This window comes from Microbacterium sp. Be9 (assembly GCF_011754135.1).
In the GTDB taxonomy this organism is placed as follows: domain Bacteria; phylum Actinomycetota; class Actinomycetes; order Actinomycetales; family Microbacteriaceae; genus Microbacterium; species Microbacterium maritypicum_A.
Map to the genome: position 1 here is coordinate 51775 of NZ_WNWT01000007.1, position 17280 is coordinate 69054.

A 17280-nucleotide genomic window follows, 5' to 3' on the forward strand; every position below is an offset into this window, starting at 1 on the left:
CTCGCCGAGCGCACGGCTTCTTCACGTCGAGAAGCCGTGCACTCGGCAGCATCCCGTGCGCTCGGCGGCATCCGCTGCACTCGCGCCAGGAAGCGCGCCCGGGTCAGACGCTGAGGTTCGCCGAGTCGACGACGCGCGGGCCCTCGGCGGGGAAGGCCGTGCGCGTGACGCCCGACTCGACGTTGCCGGTGTGCACCAACGTGGACGAGGCGCCGAACGCGGCATCCGCCAGCTCCAGCGCCCCGCCCTCGAAGCGGTTGCCGACCGCGCGGTAGTGAGTCGCGCCCTTCGTGACCGCGACGTGCGTCGCCGCCCCCTCCGCGCGGAAGGTGCTGTCGGAGAGCGTCAGATGCAGCTCGCCGTCGCCGGTCCGGGAGACGCCGGTGCCGCCCTTGACCGCCACGTCCGATCCCGCGATCTCGACGGCCTGCCGCTCTCCTCTGGCCGCGGCGACACGGGCGTTGCGGAGTGTCGATCCCTCGAACCGCAGACGCTCCGACGACGAGGCGATCGGCGCGGCATCGTCAGCCGCCGTGAGCGTCGATCCCCGGAACGTGACCGCTCCGGCTCCCGCGATCTTCATGCCGCCGACCCGGTCGAGCACCGTGTCGACGAACGTGACGGGTGTCTTCACCGTGGCGTTGGTGAGTTCTCCCGGCGCGACGAACGTGAAGTGCGAGTCGGCGATCACCGTCGGCCGTGCGGAATTGTCGGACGCCTGCGTGATCACGAGGGTGTCGGATGCCGTGCACCCGCGCAGCTGCGCGCCGTCGGCGTTGATCCACAGCATGCCGGAGCCGGCGAGCGAGGGCTTGCCGATCACCTGCACGTCTTCGAGCGTGAGGTCGGTGATGCGCACACGGGCGACGAACCACGAGCACACGTGCTTGCGCACCGTGATGCGCTTGGCCGCCGAGCCCCAGGCTGCACCGGAGTTCGCGAACGTCATGAGACCGGAATTGCCGGTGTACGTGAGGTCGTGCTCGTACTGCCCGTGGGTGACGAACGGACCCTGGTCGTCACCGTCGCCGTGGCAGTTCTCGACCAGGCAGTAGGCGCTCGCGGTGAAGTCGTTCAGGTGCCGGGCGTTCGCGGTGTGGCAGTTGGCGACGTATCCGTAGAGGCAGTAGATCTGCTGCGTCAGGTAGCCGGCCCCTCCCCAGGTGACCGAGGTCGGGTTCTTGAGCGTGCAGCTCACGGTCGAGTAGTAGGTGTTCCACCGGCGCTGGATGAGCGGCCAGAAGGTCCCCGTGCCGTCGACGTGGTCGACGTCGCAGCGCACCGCGTACTCGAACGCCAGCGGGTGCGATCCCGTGTACTCGTCGGTACCGGTGCCGAGGAACTTCAGGTTCGACACCGTCACGTCCTGCACCGGCACGACCCGGCGCCAGGTCATCGTGCGGTCCTTGCCCAGCGGCCAGCCGTTCTTGTAGTTGATGCGGATGTGCGTGCCGTCCACGATCTGCGTGACCTGCACCATGCGCTGCAGCTCGCGCTCCCAACGACCCGACAGCGCGTTCACCTCTGCCGCGTACCACTCGCCGACAGCGAAGAACGACGAATCGGCGACCGGGAAGATGTCGCCGAGATCCGGCACCACCTCGCCGAGCTTCGCCTCCTGCACCGCATCGGTCACCTCGCCGCGGAAGAACATGACCGCCGCGAACGGATCGTCTTTGCCGGCGTTCTCGATGCCGACCGTGGTCATGAGGTGTCCCCCGAAGTCGAAGGCGATGTTCGACCGTGAGAACGTGTGGCGGCGCACGAAGTTGAGGGGGCTGTGCCCCTCGATGCGGTGGATGCTCGCGTCGTTCACCATGGCGTCGAGGGCGTCGTCGGCGTTCACGCTCGCATCCATGATCCCGAACATCCGGAAGTCCACGATCCCGCCGTGCACGAGCAGCCACGCTCCGCCCTTCGGGGCCGCCAGCACGGTGCCGCCGTTGGCCGCCGGAGCGTCCTTCTTCACGAAGCGGTACAGCCCGGCACCCCCGTCGCCGGCTGCGGCGTAACCGGTCGTGCGGACCAGATCACCGTCCTTGCCCTTGCGCTTCACGAGCGTGGTCGCCGTGCCGCCGTTCGCCACCGACGACGATCCCGAATCGCCCTGCGTCACGATGGGGCCGGCAGCCTGCGCCGGAGTCTGCGCGCTGACGGCCGCCACGCCTCCGATCGCCGCCGCGCCGAAGCCGGCGAGCAGCATGCGCCTGCTGCGCAGGGTCGCGGTCGGGCTCTCGAGAGCGGCCGTCTCCTTCTGGGTCGTGCTCATCTTCTGGGTCATGCTCATCCTCCTTGCGGCGTCATCGCCGCGGTCAGGCGTCCGGTCCTTCGGCCGGGCCGCATCATCCGATCGATCCCCCGTCCCCAGCGCTTTTCCGAGCGAGGCGCTCAGAAGTAGTCGCCCGCCGTGAAATGGCGGATGCCGTCGAGCCGCGGCGCACGCCGCAGCGCACGGATCATCCCGGTGCGGTCGTCCTGCCGCACGGCCTCGGGGGCAAAGGCGCGGAGCGCGCGATCCTCCTCCGGCAGGGCGGGAACGGCGAGCTCGCACGATGTCACCCCGGCGGAGTGCCAGTCGACGGCGATGGCGGAGAGCAGCTCATCGCGCACCTCGTCGCCGTCCATTCCCGGGAGCACAGCGCTCTCCAGGAGCGTGCCGATCCCGCCGCGACGCTCGGCGACCGCGTAGCCGAGCACCGTCGACCCCTCGGTCCGGCAGTACAGCGTCGCACCCCGCATCCGCACCTCCGCCATCGCCCTGTCGCGGTCACCACGCACCGGGGCGAGCACGACCCTGCCCGCACGTGAGCACTCGTAGACCTCGCACAGCGGGCGGAAGCTCCCGAGTCCGACGGTCGCGCGCTCGACTCGCGCATCGGTCCCGGCCGACACGGGTGCCGTCCAGGAGCCGGCCAGAGTGCGCGCCATGGAGAAGGTGTCGAAGCCGCTGGACCGATACACCTCCGGGGTGCCGGTGAACAGCAATGCCCAGTCGGCGTCGCCGCCCGTCTGCAGGGTCGCCGCCACGAGTCGACGGGCGAGGCCCTGTCCTCGCGCCCGCTCGGCCACCGCGACGCTGCCGATCGCGTGCACCTCGGCGACGCCATCGGACTCGCGCAGCTGCTTGGGCAGACCGTATATCGAACCGCACAGGCCGTCATCGTCCTCGGCGACGAGTGTGTGCGCGAGCCGCTCCTGATCGATGAGCCACTGGTCGGGGGCGAGCGGCGGCGTGAACGCCTGCGCCCACAGCGCGGTGAGCGCGGTCTGATCCTCGGCCCGAGCCGCACGGATGATCGGTGCACTCATGCGTCGCTCCGGGCGATCTCGGCCGCGCGGATCGTGTTCGCCACGACCACCCGCGACTCGCCCCAGGGAGCCACGGTCGCCCCGCGCTGTGCCGCATCGAGCAACGCGTGGATCAGGTCACGGAACCCCAGCGTCTCGTTCGGCCCCTCACCCTGATCGCCCACCGCGTCCTGATCGCCGTCCACGTCGAGCGAGACCGAACGGATACCGGCGGCCGTCACCACCTCCGCTCCGTACGCATCCGCGCCCGGCGTCCCCGTGACGAGCACCTGCACCGGCACTTCGCGCTCCGCGCCGGGAACCCGCAACAGACCCTCGATGCCCGCAGCATCCTCCGACGCGCTCGTCGATCCGGGGCGCGTGCGCGTCCAGCCGGACCCCGAGACGAGAGCCGCCCCGGGCAGCAGCACATCGACCATCTCCCAGGCGTGCACCCCGACCGTCACGGCCGTACCGCCACCGCGCCGCGGGTCGTCCTGCCACGCCCGGTCCGGCAGTTGGAAGGCGGCATTGTCGTGCTGTGCGTGCACGCGGAGCGCGAGCACATCCTCGCCCCCGATCTGCCCGGCCAGCGCGACGAGCGCCGGAGCGAAGCGCAGGACGGAGCTCGTGCCGACGGGGGCCGACGATGCCGTCAGCACGCGGTCGATCTCGGCGAATCGAGCCCCGGTGGGGGCGATCACCTTGTTCACGAACACCGGAGCGTCTCGGCTGCCGAGCAGGTGCAGAAAGCCCCGGGCATCGTGCGGGCGCGGTGTCGCGATGACCAGGTCGGGACGCAGCGCCGTCAGCAGATCGAGCGAGGCCACCGCCGCGCCACCGAAGCGCAGGGCGAACTCCTCGGCCGCCCCCGCATCCGCATCGTGCACCCCGACGACTTCGGCACCGAGCGCGCGAACGTTCGCGGCGTCGCTGTAGGGGTGCGAGTGCGCGAGTCCGGCGAAGGCCACACGCAGCGGGGTGCCGGTCATGCCATCGACGACAGCTGGCCGCGGGAGACGGCGTGCGCGAGGGGACGCCCCGCGGCGAAGGCCTCGACCTCGTCGGCGACGATCCGCCCCTGACGCCGTCGTCCCTGGGTCGTCCCGGCGGCTCGGTGCGGGGTGACCAGCACTCCGGGAAGCGCGCGGAACGGGCTGTCCGCGGCGAGCGGCTCCTCGTCGAACACGTCGATCGCGGCGCTCAGCCGTCCCCGCTGCAGCTCGTCGATCAGCGCCGCCTCATCGACGATCCAGGAGCGCGCGGTGTTCACGAGCCCCGCGCCGTGGGGCATCAGCGCGAGTTCCCGCCGACCGATCAGGTGGTGGGTCTCGGGCAGGGTGGGGGCGTGCACCGCGACGATCTGGGCACGCTGGAGTGCCTCGTCGAGCGGGACGAGTGCGGCTCCGAGAGCGGTGGCCGCCTCCGCATCGATGGTCGGGTCGACCAGCAGCGGCTCGGCGCCGAGCACCCGGATCAGTTCGAGGTAGGCCCGCCCGGTGCGGGACGCCCCGATCACCGCGATGGGGGTGCCGAGGATCTCGCGCTGCACGCCCACGGCATCCGCGTCGTACCAGCCGTCGCCGGCGCGCAGGGCGTTGTGCATCTCGGGCACCCGGTGCAGCAGGGCGAGCGTGAACGTGAGCGACACCTCGGCGACCGGCCGCGCCATGCCCGCACCCGCCTGGGTCACGACGACACCGCGGTCGAACAGCTCATCGGTCGCGAAGGGCTTGATCGTCGCACCGGTGTGCGCGATCAGTTCGAGCTTCGGCAGCGCCGCGAGCACGGCCGCGTCGAAGGGGCCGACGCCCCAGCTCGTGATGACGATGCGTGCGGCGCCGAGCTCTGCCTCTGCGAGTCGATCGACCCGTGCGAACCCGCCGCCCAGACCCGCGGCGACCGCACGCAGGCGTTCGGCATCCGCGTCGGAGAAGAACTCCGTGAAGAGCGCCTCCGAGACGACCGCGACCACGGTCGGCGCACTCATGCCCACGCTCATCTCGACACTCACCTCAACACTCACCTCAACCAGGTCTCGAGGTTCTCGGCGATGAAGGCGTCGTCGTTCAGATCGGGATACGCGAGACGCACCCGCGCGATCTCCTCCGCCTGCCCCGGCGAGAGACCCTCGGCGGGGTCGAGGCACCAGGTGCCATCGAGCAGCCCCTGCTGGCGGAGCATCTCGTGCACGCCGGCGATGACGCCGTGGAAGTCGTTGCCCGGATCGAACACCGCCTGGTTCACGTCGACCATGTCGGAGGCGATGAGGCCCAGCTCGCGGTAGGCGTCCTCGTCTCCCCCCATCGCCCGCTGCGCGCGTTCGAGCAGCGAGACGGCGGCACGTGTGCCCACGGCCCACTGGCCGAGCAGCCCACCGACGAACCGCAGGGTGCGCGGACCGGTCGGCGAATCCACGTGGAACTCGGAGAGCAGGTCGGCCACGATCGCGTCGTCGTTGCCGGTGTAGAGAGCGATCTCGTCGGCACGGCCGGAGGCGGCGACCCCGCGCACCAGCTCCAGCGTGCGGTAGCGGTCGAAGGGAGCGGCCTTGACGGCGACGACGGCCGGGATCGAGGCGAACTCGCGCCAGAAGTCGCGATCGAGCACAGGTCCACCGATCGCCGTCTGCAGGTAGAAGCCGACCACCGGCAGCACCTCGCCCACCGCGCGGGCGCGTTCGAGCAGAGCCCGCTCGTCGGCACCGGCGACGCGAGGGCTCACGAGCACGGCGTCGTAGCCCAGGTCGCGGGCGAGCTCGGCTTCGGCGACCGCCTGGGTCGTGCCACCGGCGACACCGGCGATGCGCACCACGTCGGCATCCGCGCGGGCATCCAGCTCCTCCGCGGCGAGCGCGAGGACCGGTTCGAACAGGGCGTGCTCCGGATCGCGGATCTCGAACTGGGTCGTGTGCACCCCGACCGCGATGCCTCCGGCCCCGGCGTCGAGGTAGTAGCGGGTGAGCGCGCGCTGACGGCGTTCGTCGATGCGTCGCTCGGCGGTGAGGGCGAGCGGATGCGCCGGGATCACGGCGCCACGGGCGAGGGTCGCCGCGGCCTCCGGGCGCAGAGGGGGAACGGTCATCAGAACTTCCCGTCCCGCACGGCCCACTTGGTCGGCTTGGCGATCATCGGCAGCTCCTTCTCGATCCAGTCGGCCTGGAGGCCGATCAGGGTCTCGGCGGAGACCGCCGGGTATCCGAACAGCGCCATGCACCGGCGGGCGTCGCTGAGCAGCGCGGTGGGCTGCGGCTCGTCGACGATCTCGACCTCGCGGTCGAACAGGGTGCCGAAGCGACGGGCGATCGATTCCACGCTCAGCAGCTCCGGGCCGGTGAGGTTGATCGTGAAGGGGTCGGTCGAGGCGTGCACGAGGCTGCGCAGCACGACCTCGTTCGCGTAACCCTGCCAGATCACGTTGACGTTGGCGGTGGCGACCGACACGGGCTGTCCCGCATGCACGGCGCTGCCGATGTCGGCGAGCACGCCGTAGCGCAGGTCGACGGCGTAGTTCAGGCGGATGATCGCGACCCTGGTGCCGCGCTCCTGCGCCCCGAACTCGAAGACGCGCTCACGTCCCAGGCACGACTGCGCATACTCGCCGATGGGTGCGGGCTGCACCTCTTCAGACGCTCCACCCGAAGCCGCAGGAAGGAACGGGTAGACGTTGCCGGTCGAGAGCACCGAGATCGCGCTGTCGCGGTAGCGGCGGGCGACGCGGTCGGGCAGCGCGGCGTTGACTTCCCACGCCCACGACGCGTTGGTCGCGGCGCCGAACTTCGCACCGACCATGAACACCACGTTCGGGGCATCCGGGAGGGATGCGAAGTCGTCGTTCTCGATCAGGTCGAACGGGACGACCTTCACCCCGGCGCTCTCCAGGCGCTCGCGGATCGCGGCGTCTCCGAAGCGGGAGACGGCGTAGACCGTGTCGCCCTGGCGTCCGGCGGCATCCATCCCGCGGCGCGCGAGCATCGCCAGGGTCGGACCCATCTTGCCGCCGGCGCCGAGGATCACGAGGTCGCCCGCACCGCGTGCGAGATCGGCGATCAGCGCGGCGCTCGGTGTCGCGAGCGCCTCCTCGAGTTCCGCCTCGGAAGTGAACTGGTGCTGAGTCATGTGGTGCTTTCCCTTCTTCTCAGCCCTTGATGCCCGTACCGGCCACGCCCTCCTGCACGTACCGCTGAGCGATGAGGTACGCGAGGAAGATGGGCACCAGTGCCACGACGGATCCGGCGAGCATGGTGCTCAGCGGCACGTTCTGCTGCTGCAGCGACGAGATGCCGACGGTGAGTGTGAACATCGCGTTGGACTTCGCGATGATGAGCGGCCACAGGAAGTCGTTCCAGTGCCACAGGAAGACGAAGATGCCGAGCGTCGCCAGGATCGGCTTGCACAGCGGCAGCACGATCCGCAGGAAGATGCGGAACTCCCCTGCGCCGTCGATGCGTGCGGCCTCGAACAGCTCGTCCGGCAGCCCCTGGATGAACTGCCGCATCAGGAACACGGCCTGTGCGTTCGCGAGCGACGGCAGGATCAGGCCCCAGTACGTGTCGACGCCACCGAGGTTCGCCATCAGGATGAACGTCGGGATGAGGGTGACATGGAACGGCACCATCACCATCGCGAGGAACGACCAGAACATCACCTCCTTGCCGCGGAAGCGCTTCTTGGCGAACGCGTAGCCGGCGAGCGCCGAGAGGAACAGCACCGCGACGACCGAGACGAGCGAGTAGATGAGGGTGTTGCCGAGCCAGCCGAGGATGTTCTGCCCGGCGAGCACCTGCTCGTAGGCGTCGAACGAGATGTCCTGGAAAGGCAGCAGGGAACCCGGGAGCTCGACGACCATGCCGGGCTTCAGGCTCAGCACGACCATCGCGTAGAAGGGGAAGAAGCTGAGGATGCCGGCCAGGCTCAGCCAGATCCATCGCCCCACGATCCCCCAGCCGGTGGGCTGCAGCGCGCGGTAGGCGCGGCGCTGCTTCGTCGACGTCTTCGGCGGCGTCGCCGGGGTCTGGGTCGGCGGCTGCAACAGAGCGGTCATTTCTGCTTTCCGATCACCAGGCGCTGGATGAGCGCGACGACGAGGGTCATGACGAACAGGGCCACACCGATCGCGGCCGCGTAGCCGTAGTCGAAGTAGCGGAAGCCCTGGTCGTAGAGCATGTAGACGAGCGAGTAGCTGGCGTTCGCCGGCCCGCCCTGGGTCATCACGTAGATGACGTCGAACACCTGGAACGCGGCGGTCGTCTCGATCACCGCCAGGAAGAAGAACGTCGGCCGCAGCACCGGGAGGATCACGTAGCGGAAGCGCTGCCAGGCGTTGGCGCCGTCCATCAGCGCCGCCTCTTCGAGCTCGCGCGGCACGTCCTGCAGCGCGGCGATGAGGATCATCATCCCGTAGCCGAATCGCGACCAGACGCCGACGACGACGATCGCGGGGATCACCAGGACGGTGCTGCCGAGCCAGGATCCGCCGAGACCGAGGGGCGCCATCAGCGCCGACCAGGGTCCGTTCGCGGAGAAGATCCAGACGAAGATCGACCCGGCCAGCACGAGCGAGGTGATGACGGGGAGGAAGAAGATCGAGCGGAAGAAGCGTGCGCCGCGGAAGGCCCGACGCACGCCGAGGGCCATCACGGTCGAGAGCACCAGCGCGATCGGCACGGCGCACACCGTGTAGATGAGCGTGGTGCCCATCGCCCGCCAGAACAGCGGGTCGGCGATCATGCGCTGGAAGTGGTCGAGACCCCGCCACGAGATCTCACCGGTGATGTCGTAGTCGAAGAAGCTCAGCGCGACTCCGGCGATGCTCGGGCCGAAGCGGAAGGCGATGAACAGGAGGAAGGCGGGGAGCACGAACAGGAACGCGATCCGCGCCTCTCGTCGTGCGAGCACCCGCGTGACTCGCCCTGCGGGCTTCTTCGCCGTGGTTGCCGTCGTCATCAGTGGTACCTCACGTGGGGGGAGTGAAGGGGTGCGGGGGCGTGCGGAGTTCGGGCTCCGCACGCCCCCGAGGTGTTACTTCTTGACCAGCGGCGCCGCGGCGGTCGCGGCATCCTTCAACGCGTCCTCCGGCGACTTGTCGCCGAGGAGCGCTGCCTGGATCTCCGGGGCGAGCACGCCCATCAGCGCACGGGACGAGGCGTTGAGCTCGCCGACCGTGGTGTCGGGAACATACTTCTCGACCTCGCCGAGCAGCGGGTCGTCCGCGTACAGCGGCTCGGTGGTGCTGAGTGCGGAGAAGTAGCCGGCGGCCTTGAGGTACGGCTCGACGACGTCGGCGCCGGTGGCGTACTCGACGAACTTCGCCGCCGCGTCCTGCGCCTTGGAGCCCTTGAGCACCGAGAGCGATCCGACCGTGCCGTAGGCCACGGACTCCTTCTCGGTCAGCGGCGCCATGACCTTGACGTTCTCCTCGCCCCAGAAGGGCACGACCTCGTTGACCGCGTTGTTCCACGTGCACGCGACCTTGCCCTGGGCGACGGCGGTCTGCTCGAGCGGGACGTTGGTGGTGAGCGCCTCGGGGTCGAGAGCACCCGCCTCGGCCAGGTCGGTGAGGAAGGTGAGCGCCTGCACGCCTTCCTTGCTGTCGAAGCCGACGTCGCCGTCCTTCGTGTAGACCTCGCCACCGGCCTGCCACAGCAGCGGGTAGTAGGTGAGGTTGAGGGTGTTCTCCGCGGATGCCGGGTAGTTCAGGGCGTACATGCCCTTCTCGGTGAACCGGGGGGCCATCGCGGTGACGTCGTCCCAGGTCTCGGGGTACTCGGTGACGCCCGCGGCCTCGAACGCGGCGGCGTTGCAGATGAGCGGCTGCGCGCTGGTGAGGATCGGGGCTCCGAGGATGTCGCCGTCGAGCGTGACCGACTTCTTCACGTTGGGCAGCAGGTCGTCCTGACGCTCCGTGCTCAGCAGGTCGTTGAGCGGGGCGATCGACTTCTGGTACGCCGCGAGCTGGTCGGGGATCAGGTAGACCACGTCGGGCCCCTTGCCGGCCGCGATCGCGGTCTGGAGAGCCTCGTCGCGGTTCGCCCACGGGAAGATCTCGTACTTCACGTTGATGTTCTCGTTCTGCTTCTCGAAGTCGGCGATCGTCGAGTCCCAGAAGTCCTTGTGCACCGCCTCGTCGGCGATGACCGGGTAGAGCCAGACGGTGATGTCCTGCTCTCCCTCTGCGGTGTTGCCTCCGCCGGCCGAACATCCGGCCAACAGGGTGGCGGCCGCGATTCCCGCGACGACGCCGGTGATCTTGCTGACGCGCATGGTGCTCCTTTGCTTATACCGTGCTGAGTACGGTTCATTATGACACTGCAATGGGATAATTCGTCAAGTACAAGTTCTCAGAGCCATGTTTCCGCCGTGTTTCCCGTTCGAGAACATCAAAGCTTGATCTGAGAATTGGGTGTGCTAATTTGATCGCACCCGACGACGGAGATGAGGAAGGGACCGCACATGGCCGTGAACAGCCCGCTCTCGATCGTCGCGCGATCCGCTCTGCAGCTGCGCGACTCGGGCCCCGCGACCGTGAACGATCTGTCCCGCTCGCTCGAGATCTCGCGCACGTCGGTCGAGAACGCGGTGACCGTGCTGGCCGACTCGGGCCTGATCGTCGACGCCCCCGCCCAGAACGGCGGCGGTGCCGGTCGCCCCGCCCGTCGCTATTCGTTTCACGGTGCCGCCGGGACCGTCGTGGGCGTCGACATCGGTGTCGCGAGCGTTCGCGTCGTGCTCGCCGATCTGTCAGGGGTCGTGATCGCGCAGCGCAGCTACTCCGGTGTGGCCGAGCAGCTCGACGGCGCAGCCAAGCTCGCGGCCGTGATCGACGACGTGCGCCGCACCCTCTCGGTCGTGTCGATCCCCACATCGAAGGTACGAGCGGTCGGGGTCTCGCTCCCCGGCATCGTCGACGATGCGGGACGCGTGACCACCTCGGTCGTGATCCCGGAATGGTCGGGCATCGACATCGGCTCGCAGCTGCGGCACGCGTTCGGCTGCCCCGTCGCGGTCGACAACGGGGTGCGGCTCGCGGCCGTCGCCGAGCACCATCTCGGGGTCGCGCAACTCGTCGACGACGTGATCTACCTGTCCGTCGGCAACCGGATCGCGATGGGACTGATCCTCGGCGGACGACCGCGCCGCGGCATCCACAACGCCGCGGGCGACATCGGCCGCCTCGCCTTCCGCGGGCTGAACACCGAGACGGGCCAGATCACGTGGCGCACCGCCCCGACCGCCGCCGAGGTGTTCGCTCTGGTCCGCGGGGGTGATCACGCCGCACAGCAGGAGCTCGACGCCTTCATCGACGAGCTCGCGCACGGCATCGCCACCCTGACCATGACGGTCGACCCCGCCATGATCGTGATCGGCGGCGGGCTCTCCGCCGCGCACGAGCAGCTGCTCGATCCGCTCCGGGCGGCCCTGCCCGGCCACCTGGGCCTGCCCTTCCAGGTGCCGATCGCCGAAGCACGGCTGGGCGCCGAAGCCGCCGCGCACGGAGCCGTCGTGCATGCGTTCCAACGGCACGCCGCCGAGATCTACGGCATCGAGGACATGCCGGCGCCGCCCATCACCCCACTGCCGCTCGAACCGGCGGGGGCGGAAGACACCGTCATCGACACAACCGAGGAGAAGCAGTGAGCACGTTGAAGGTCGGACTCATCGGCGCGGGCGGCATCTCCCGCGTGCATGCCGACGCCTGGCGGGCACTCGGGGCGGAGGGGTACGTCACCTCTCTCGTCGGAGCGGAGGAGATCGCCGAGGAGTACGGATTCGAGCTCGTGCCCGACGTCGACACCCTCATCGGGCTGGTCGACATCGTCGACATCGTGACCCCCAGCAGCACCCACGCCGACTTCGCGCAGCGCGCCATCGCCCGGGGACTCGACGTGATCTGCGAGAAGCCGCTCGCAGCGACGGCCGAAGCCGCGGCGACCGTGGCCCGATCCGCCGAAGAGGCCGGGGTACGACTCTTCCCGGCCCACGTCGTGCGGTACATGGGCGAATACGCCCAGATCAAGGCCGGCATCGACGCCGGGCGGATCGGCACGCTCGCCGTGCAGCGGTTCAGCCGTGCCGGCTCCGCCCCGCAGACGCCGTGGTTCTTCTCCGAACGCGCGGGCGGGGGCGTCATCCGCGACCTGATGATCCACGACATCGACCAGGCCGTCTGGTTCGCCGGTCCCGTCGCGAGCGTCTACGCAGTGCAGAACCCGCCGACGATCGACGACGGCGTTCCCGCCCCCGTCACGTCGCACGTGGTGCTCACGCACCGCAGCGGCGTCATCAGTCACATCCACGGCAGCTGGGTCGCTCCGGGCATGCCGTTCCGCACGAGCGTCGAGGTGTCGGGTTCCGAGGGGCGCCTCCGCTACGACAGCGCCGAGGACCACGCGCTGCGCACCGACGCCGTGCTCCCCGCGGGCGACGCCGACTACCTGCCGCCGATGTCTCCGCAGGAGAGTCCGTACTACGCCGAGATCGCCGACTTCGTCGCCGCGCTGCGCGAGGGGCGCGAGGCGAGGGTCAGCCCTGCAGACGGCATCGAGGCGGTCGCCGTCGCCGAGGCCGCATACGCGTCGATCGCTTCCGGCGCCCCCGTGGCGCTGTCCGAACACCGTGCTCCTGAACTTTTCGCGCCCGATGCCGAGGAGGCCCCCCGATGACCGCTTCCGCCCCGCTGCGCATCGCCGTGCTCTCGTTCGCGCACACGCATGCCCTGAGCTACGTGCACGCGCTGAAGGCGATGCCGGGAATCGAGCTGATCGCGGCCGACCCCGACGGCGCTTCGGCCCCCGACGACGCCCCTCGCGGCGCAGACCTCGCGGCCGAGCTGGGCGTCGCCTGCGTCGAGACCTACGACGAGGCCTTCGCCTGGAAGCCGGATGCGGTCGTGATCGCCGCCGAGAACTCCCGGCATCGTGCCCTCGTCGAGCGCGCGGCCGCGGCCGGGGTGCACGTGCTCTGTGAGAAGCCTCTGGCCACGACGGTCGCCGACGCGATCGCGATGCGCGAGGCGTGCGACCGCGCCGGCGTGATCCTGATGGTCGCCTACCCGGTGCGGTTCGCGCCGAGCGTGCGCGAGGCGATCGCCGAACTGCGCAGCGGCCGTCTCGGCACGGTCCTCGGCGTCACCGGCATCAACAACGGCAAGCTGCCGCAGGATCGTGCCTGGTTCACCGATCCGGAGCTGGCCGGAGGCGGCGCACTGGTCGACCACGTCGTGCACTGCGCCGACCTGCTCGACGAACTGCTGGGTGAGCGCGCCCAGTCGGTCCGCGCCGTGTCCAACAGCATCCTGCACGCGCAGAGCGAACTCGACGTCGAGACCGGCGGACTCGTGACCATCCGGTACCCGAGCGGGGTCATCGCCACGATCGACTGCTCCTGGAGCTGGCCGATGAGCTCGGCCACCTGGGGTGGACTCACCCTGCAGGTCGTCGCCGAGCGCGGCACGGTCACGGTCAGTCCCTTCGCCAAGGGGGTCGCCGGGCACGATGCGCACGGCGAGACCTGGAGCCCGGTCGGCGCCGACCTCGACGCGCTGCTGCTCGACGAGTTCGTGCGCGCCGTGCGCGAGGGGCGCCAACCGCAGCCCGACGCCGGCGTGGGCATCCGCACGGTCGAGATCGCCACGGCCGCGCAAGCCTCCGCCGCCCGCGGCGGCGCGGTCATCGCCCTCTGACGCGCCTCGCGACGGACGATAACCAGAGCCGCGGACACAGCCGTCACGAGCTCACCCGAACCGAGCGGTGAGCTCGTGAACCTGGTCACGGTTGATCGTGCAGGTCCCGGCGTGCGACAGCACTCCGTCTGGCGTCGTCTACTCCTTGCAGAAGTAGGCGACGTCGGAGGCGAACGCGGTCCCGCGCTCCGCAAGCTCCTGGGATATCTTCGTCGCATCCGTCCCGGCCGGCAGCGCCCTGATATCCACCGCGTACCCGTCCATGGCTGTCGCGTAGTCGGGAGTCAGACCGGAGTCCGCATCCTCTTGTCCGCTGATGAACGCCTCACGGATCTTGTCGACCAGCGAAGCCGCAGCTGCGGGGTCGGACTTGACGAGTTCGGAAGCCCTCTCGAGATCAGGCACCACGTCGGCGGCGACCTTCTTGAGAGCCGTGCACATGGCGAGCTCCGCAGTGCTGAGGGTGCTCGCCGACGTGCTCGTCGGTGCCCCCGTGGGCGACCCTGCGGGTGCACCCGAGGAACTGCTGCACGCGGCAAGCAGACCCGCAGCCAGAACCAGTCCACCGAGAGCTGCTGCTGTCTTCGTCTTCATGAGATGACCTCCGGTCCTCGACGTTCGCATCATCCGGATGGACACTCACTGAGCGTGATGCGTAACGTGTTACGCGATCATCCCTGAACCGGACTATGCATCTGCCGAGGCCGCGAGCGAACGGCCGGTCGGAGCGCTCCCGACCGGCCTTCCTCGACGCTCCCGCCTCGGTCCGCGTCAGCTCACGTGGCCGTTCAGATCAGCTCACGTCGTGGCGAGCCCCGCGGCGCCCGCGGAGGACGAGCCCTGCACCGACGGCGATGACCAGCACGGCGCCCACGATGCCGCCGATCGCGACTCCGCCTCCCGTGGTCGCAAGGCCGGCAGCGGGGGGCGGGACCCGGTCGTGCGTGGTCGTGCAGGCGATGCTGCACCCCGGGCTGGTGACCGTGTTGACGAGGTCACCGTCACCGCGCGTTCCCACGGTCACCGAATACGTGATCGTGACCACGTCGCCCGCTGCCAGGTCGCCTCTCCACGAGAGCGTCCTCGCGGCCACGTCGAAAGATGCGGCACCGGCAGAAGCGGAGGCATCACCGTTGTAGGCGGCGTCGTCCAGCACCTCGGCGAGATCATCCTCGAGCACCGCTCCGGGAACGGACGCCAGACCGCGTTGGGTCACCGTGAGCGTGTAGGCGATGACGGAACCCGCCGCCACCGAGCTGCCAGACCTGGGGTCCGACTCCTTGGTCACGATGTAGCCGCCGACCGGTGTCTCCGTGGTGTCCGGAGGGGTGATGACAGGGGGCTTACCCGGGGGCGTGCCTGTCCCCGTCGCCGTGTTGACCACCGCGCCCGCGGCGAGATCGGCCGGCGTGATCGTATAGGGCCGGTCCGCCGTGCACACCACCGACTCCGCCGGGGCGAGCGCGTCCGGATCGCAGGTGATGCCGATACCTGCAGCAGCGAGCCTGTCGTCGTCGATCGTGAGTCCCGTGAGCGGAGTCTCGCCGGTGTTGGTGAGTTCGAACTCCCACGTGATCCGGTCGCCCACATCGTCGTAGCCGTTTCCATTGGCGTCGACGACTCCGGTGACCCTCTTGTCGAGGCTCATCCCGGGCACGAGCGGGTCGTTGAACACGGTGCAGACCACGGCGACGCCGGCGATCTGCGGAATCGTGACGCTCCCCGACGGACCGGTGCCGGAGCCGATCGTGGCCCCCGCGGGTCCCTGCGCATCGACGCACTCCCAGCGGGATCCGTAGTCCGCGAGATTCGTCGTTCCCGCGGCGGTCTCGCCGAAGTCGTAGGTGGCGTTCGGCTGCACGATCACCGATCCGGCGGTCTCGGCCGGCGACTGCGTCTGCAGCCCGGGCTCAGCCCCCTCGGTGACCCCGATGCTGCCTGGTCCCGGCACGATGCCGCCGCCGGTGATCGAGAGGGCGAACTGATCGGTGGGCTGCACCCGCCCCGCCACGTTCTTCTGCACCGTCAGGGTCGGCGGCGCACCACAGGTCGCGAAGTCCGTCATGTTCGAGGCGACGGCCCCCGAGACCGGCACGTTCCCGACCAATGCCCCGGTGGTGGCGTTCACCCGGAGGATCGGTCCCGCGCCTCCACCGATGTACACCTCGCCGGTCCCACCGAAGGCGATGGCGGCATAGGTCACACCGGCGACGGGCTCGATCGTCGTGAGCAGCGACGAGGTGAGTGCGGAGTTCGACCCCGTCGAGGGGATCGAACCGTCGACGCGGATCAGCGCACCACCGGTCGGTGTACTGCCCACGATGTACATCTGACCGAGGGTGTCGAACGCGAAGTCGCTGTTGGTGAGCGCGATGCCGTCGGGCAGACGGATCGTCGAGGCGACGCCTCGATTCGTGTTCGTCACGGGGTCGTAGACGGCGATCTGGTACTCGGTGCCGCCGGCGCCGATGCCCCCGTAGTAGTAGAGCCCGCTCGTCGGGCTCACCGCCCCGCCGACGGCCGAGTAGCCCGTGAGCACCTGGGCCGGTGTGGAGTCGAAGGAGTCGGTCGCGAGCGTGTAGTCGTACACGGTCCCCGCCTTGGTGAACAGGAAGTTCCCCCCTCCCGGCGCGATGCCCAGCTGATTGACGACGTTGTCACCGGGAAGGTCGACCAGCGCGGTCGCCGCCCCCGTCGTCGCATCGATCTGCCAGAGATCGCCGTCACCCGCACCCTGGTTGGTGACGTAGACCGTCGACCCCGTGCACTGCAGGACCGGCGCCGCCTGAGCGGCGGGTGCGGTGGCGATGGAGGCCCCGACGAGCCCGGCCGACACCATCAGCACGGCGGCGATCCCACCCCACAGACCGCGGGCTCGAGGACGACTGAGGGCAGCGGACATGGAGTCTCCTTCGTGCGGCGCATCGTCCGCACACACCGGGCGCACGAAGAGGCTGCGCCGGGAGCGGACGGATCGATGCGGAAAGGGGCGACGCCGGACTCTCCGCATCGCTTCGAGGTCCGATGCTACTAGCAGGTAACGTGCTACTCCACCTCTCGGCGAGCAGAATACTGCTCTGATCGGGGCAGGAGCGCGACCGGGAAGCCTCACAGCAGACAGGAGTATGCTGACGTGTTGGGTCGTTCGGCCCGAAGAGTCTCGAAAGGCGGTGATGGCGATGTCCGGTGATAGTTACGACGCCGCCTTCGCTGCGTCGCGACTCCCTGCGCTCGCGCGTTGACCTTCCGGTCCGCTTTCGCACGTCCTTCTCCGCAGCCGTCGGCGGCGTCATCCGCCCCCTGACGAAACCC

14 protein-coding genes are annotated in these 17280 nt (G+C 69.6%); 3 read left to right on the forward strand and 11 right to left on the reverse strand.

The window, feature by feature from the left end; translation table 11 throughout:
* Positions 1–103: 103 nt before the first annotated feature.
* The 9 genes from GLO27_RS18275 to GLO27_RS18315 all read right to left on the reverse strand — a co-directional run bounded on the left by GLO27_RS18275 (position 104) and on the right by GLO27_RS18315 (position 10550).
* A complete protein-coding gene (locus GLO27_RS18275; protein WP_208323973.1) occupies positions 104–2281 on the reverse strand; it encodes a peptidase C14 in 2178 nt (725 codons plus the stop codon).
* A gap of 107 nt (positions 2282–2388) precedes the next feature.
* On the reverse strand, positions 2389–3309 hold the full coding sequence (locus tag GLO27_RS18280; protein ID WP_021200224.1) for a GNAT family N-acetyltransferase: 921 nt from the start codon (positions 3307–3309) through the stop codon (positions 2389–2391).
* Complete coding sequence (locus GLO27_RS18285) at positions 3306–4280, reverse strand: hypothetical protein (protein ID WP_167256339.1); 975 nt, start codon at positions 4278–4280, stop codon at positions 3306–3308. Before GLO27_RS18285 ends, GLO27_RS18280 begins: the two co-directional genes overlap by 4 nt.
* Positions 4277–5278, reverse strand: a complete 1002-nt coding sequence (locus GLO27_RS18290; protein ID WP_243844945.1) for a hydroxyacid dehydrogenase — start codon at positions 5276–5278, stop codon at positions 4277–4279. Before GLO27_RS18290 ends, GLO27_RS18285 begins: the two co-directional genes overlap by 4 nt.
* Positions 5279–5310: 32 nt before the next feature.
* On the reverse strand, positions 5311–6372 hold the full coding sequence (locus tag GLO27_RS18295) for a dihydrodipicolinate synthase family protein (RefSeq protein ID WP_051667878.1): 1062 nt from the start codon (positions 6370–6372) through the stop codon (positions 5311–5313).
* Positions 6372–7406 (reverse strand): NAD(P)-dependent oxidoreductase, encoded by a 1035-nt coding sequence (locus GLO27_RS18300; protein WP_021200220.1) that lies wholly within the window; start codon positions 7404–7406, stop codon positions 6372–6374. The genes GLO27_RS18295 and GLO27_RS18300 overlap by 1 nt, the downstream gene beginning before the upstream one ends.
* Before the next feature lie 19 nt (positions 7407–7425).
* Positions 7426–8331 carry a carbohydrate ABC transporter permease gene (locus tag GLO27_RS18305; RefSeq protein ID WP_167256340.1) on the reverse strand — a complete coding sequence of 302 codons (906 nt, stop codon included), beginning with the start codon at positions 8329–8331 and terminating at the stop codon, positions 7426–7428.
* Positions 8328–9233, reverse strand: coding sequence for a sugar ABC transporter permease (locus tag GLO27_RS18310; protein WP_021200218.1), 906 nt, complete (start codon positions 9231–9233; stop codon positions 8328–8330). The genes GLO27_RS18305 and GLO27_RS18310 overlap by 4 nt, the downstream gene beginning before the upstream one ends.
* Before the next feature lie 75 nt (positions 9234–9308).
* A complete protein-coding gene (locus GLO27_RS18315) occupies positions 9309–10550 on the reverse strand; it encodes a sugar ABC transporter substrate-binding protein (RefSeq protein WP_021200217.1) in 1242 nt (413 codons plus the stop codon).
* 189 nt (positions 10551–10739) lie between these two features.
* On the opposite strand from GLO27_RS18315, the gene GLO27_RS18320 reads away from it, so the two are divergent.
* The 3 genes from GLO27_RS18320 to GLO27_RS18330 are packed head-to-tail and all read left to right on the forward strand — an operon-like array spanning position 10740 to position 13968.
* Positions 10740–11924: an ROK family transcriptional regulator gene (locus GLO27_RS18320; RefSeq protein WP_167256341.1), complete on the forward strand. Its 1185-nt coding sequence runs from the start codon at positions 10740–10742 to the stop codon at positions 11922–11924.
* Positions 11921–12949: a Gfo/Idh/MocA family oxidoreductase gene (locus tag GLO27_RS18325; RefSeq protein WP_292776574.1), complete on the forward strand. Its 1029-nt coding sequence runs from the start codon at positions 11921–11923 to the stop codon at positions 12947–12949. Before GLO27_RS18320 ends, GLO27_RS18325 begins: the two co-directional genes overlap by 4 nt.
* Entirely contained in the window at positions 12946–13968 is a 1023-nt protein-coding gene (locus tag GLO27_RS18330; RefSeq protein WP_167256343.1) for a Gfo/Idh/MocA family oxidoreductase, read from the forward strand. Before GLO27_RS18325 ends, GLO27_RS18330 begins: the two co-directional genes overlap by 4 nt.
* Before the next feature lie 138 nt (positions 13969–14106).
* On the opposite strand, the gene GLO27_RS18335 is transcribed toward GLO27_RS18330, so the two are convergent.
* Together GLO27_RS18335 and GLO27_RS18340 are read right to left on the reverse strand one after the other, a co-directional pair.
* Positions 14107–14562: a hypothetical protein gene (locus tag GLO27_RS18335; RefSeq protein WP_167256345.1), complete on the reverse strand. Its 456-nt coding sequence runs from the start codon at positions 14560–14562 to the stop codon at positions 14107–14109.
* Positions 14563–14761: 199 nt separating this feature from the next.
* Positions 14762–16870, reverse strand: a complete 2109-nt coding sequence (locus tag GLO27_RS18340) for a DUF11 domain-containing protein (protein WP_167256347.1) — start codon at positions 16868–16870, stop codon at positions 14762–14764.
* Positions 16871–17280 lie beyond the last annotated feature (410 nt).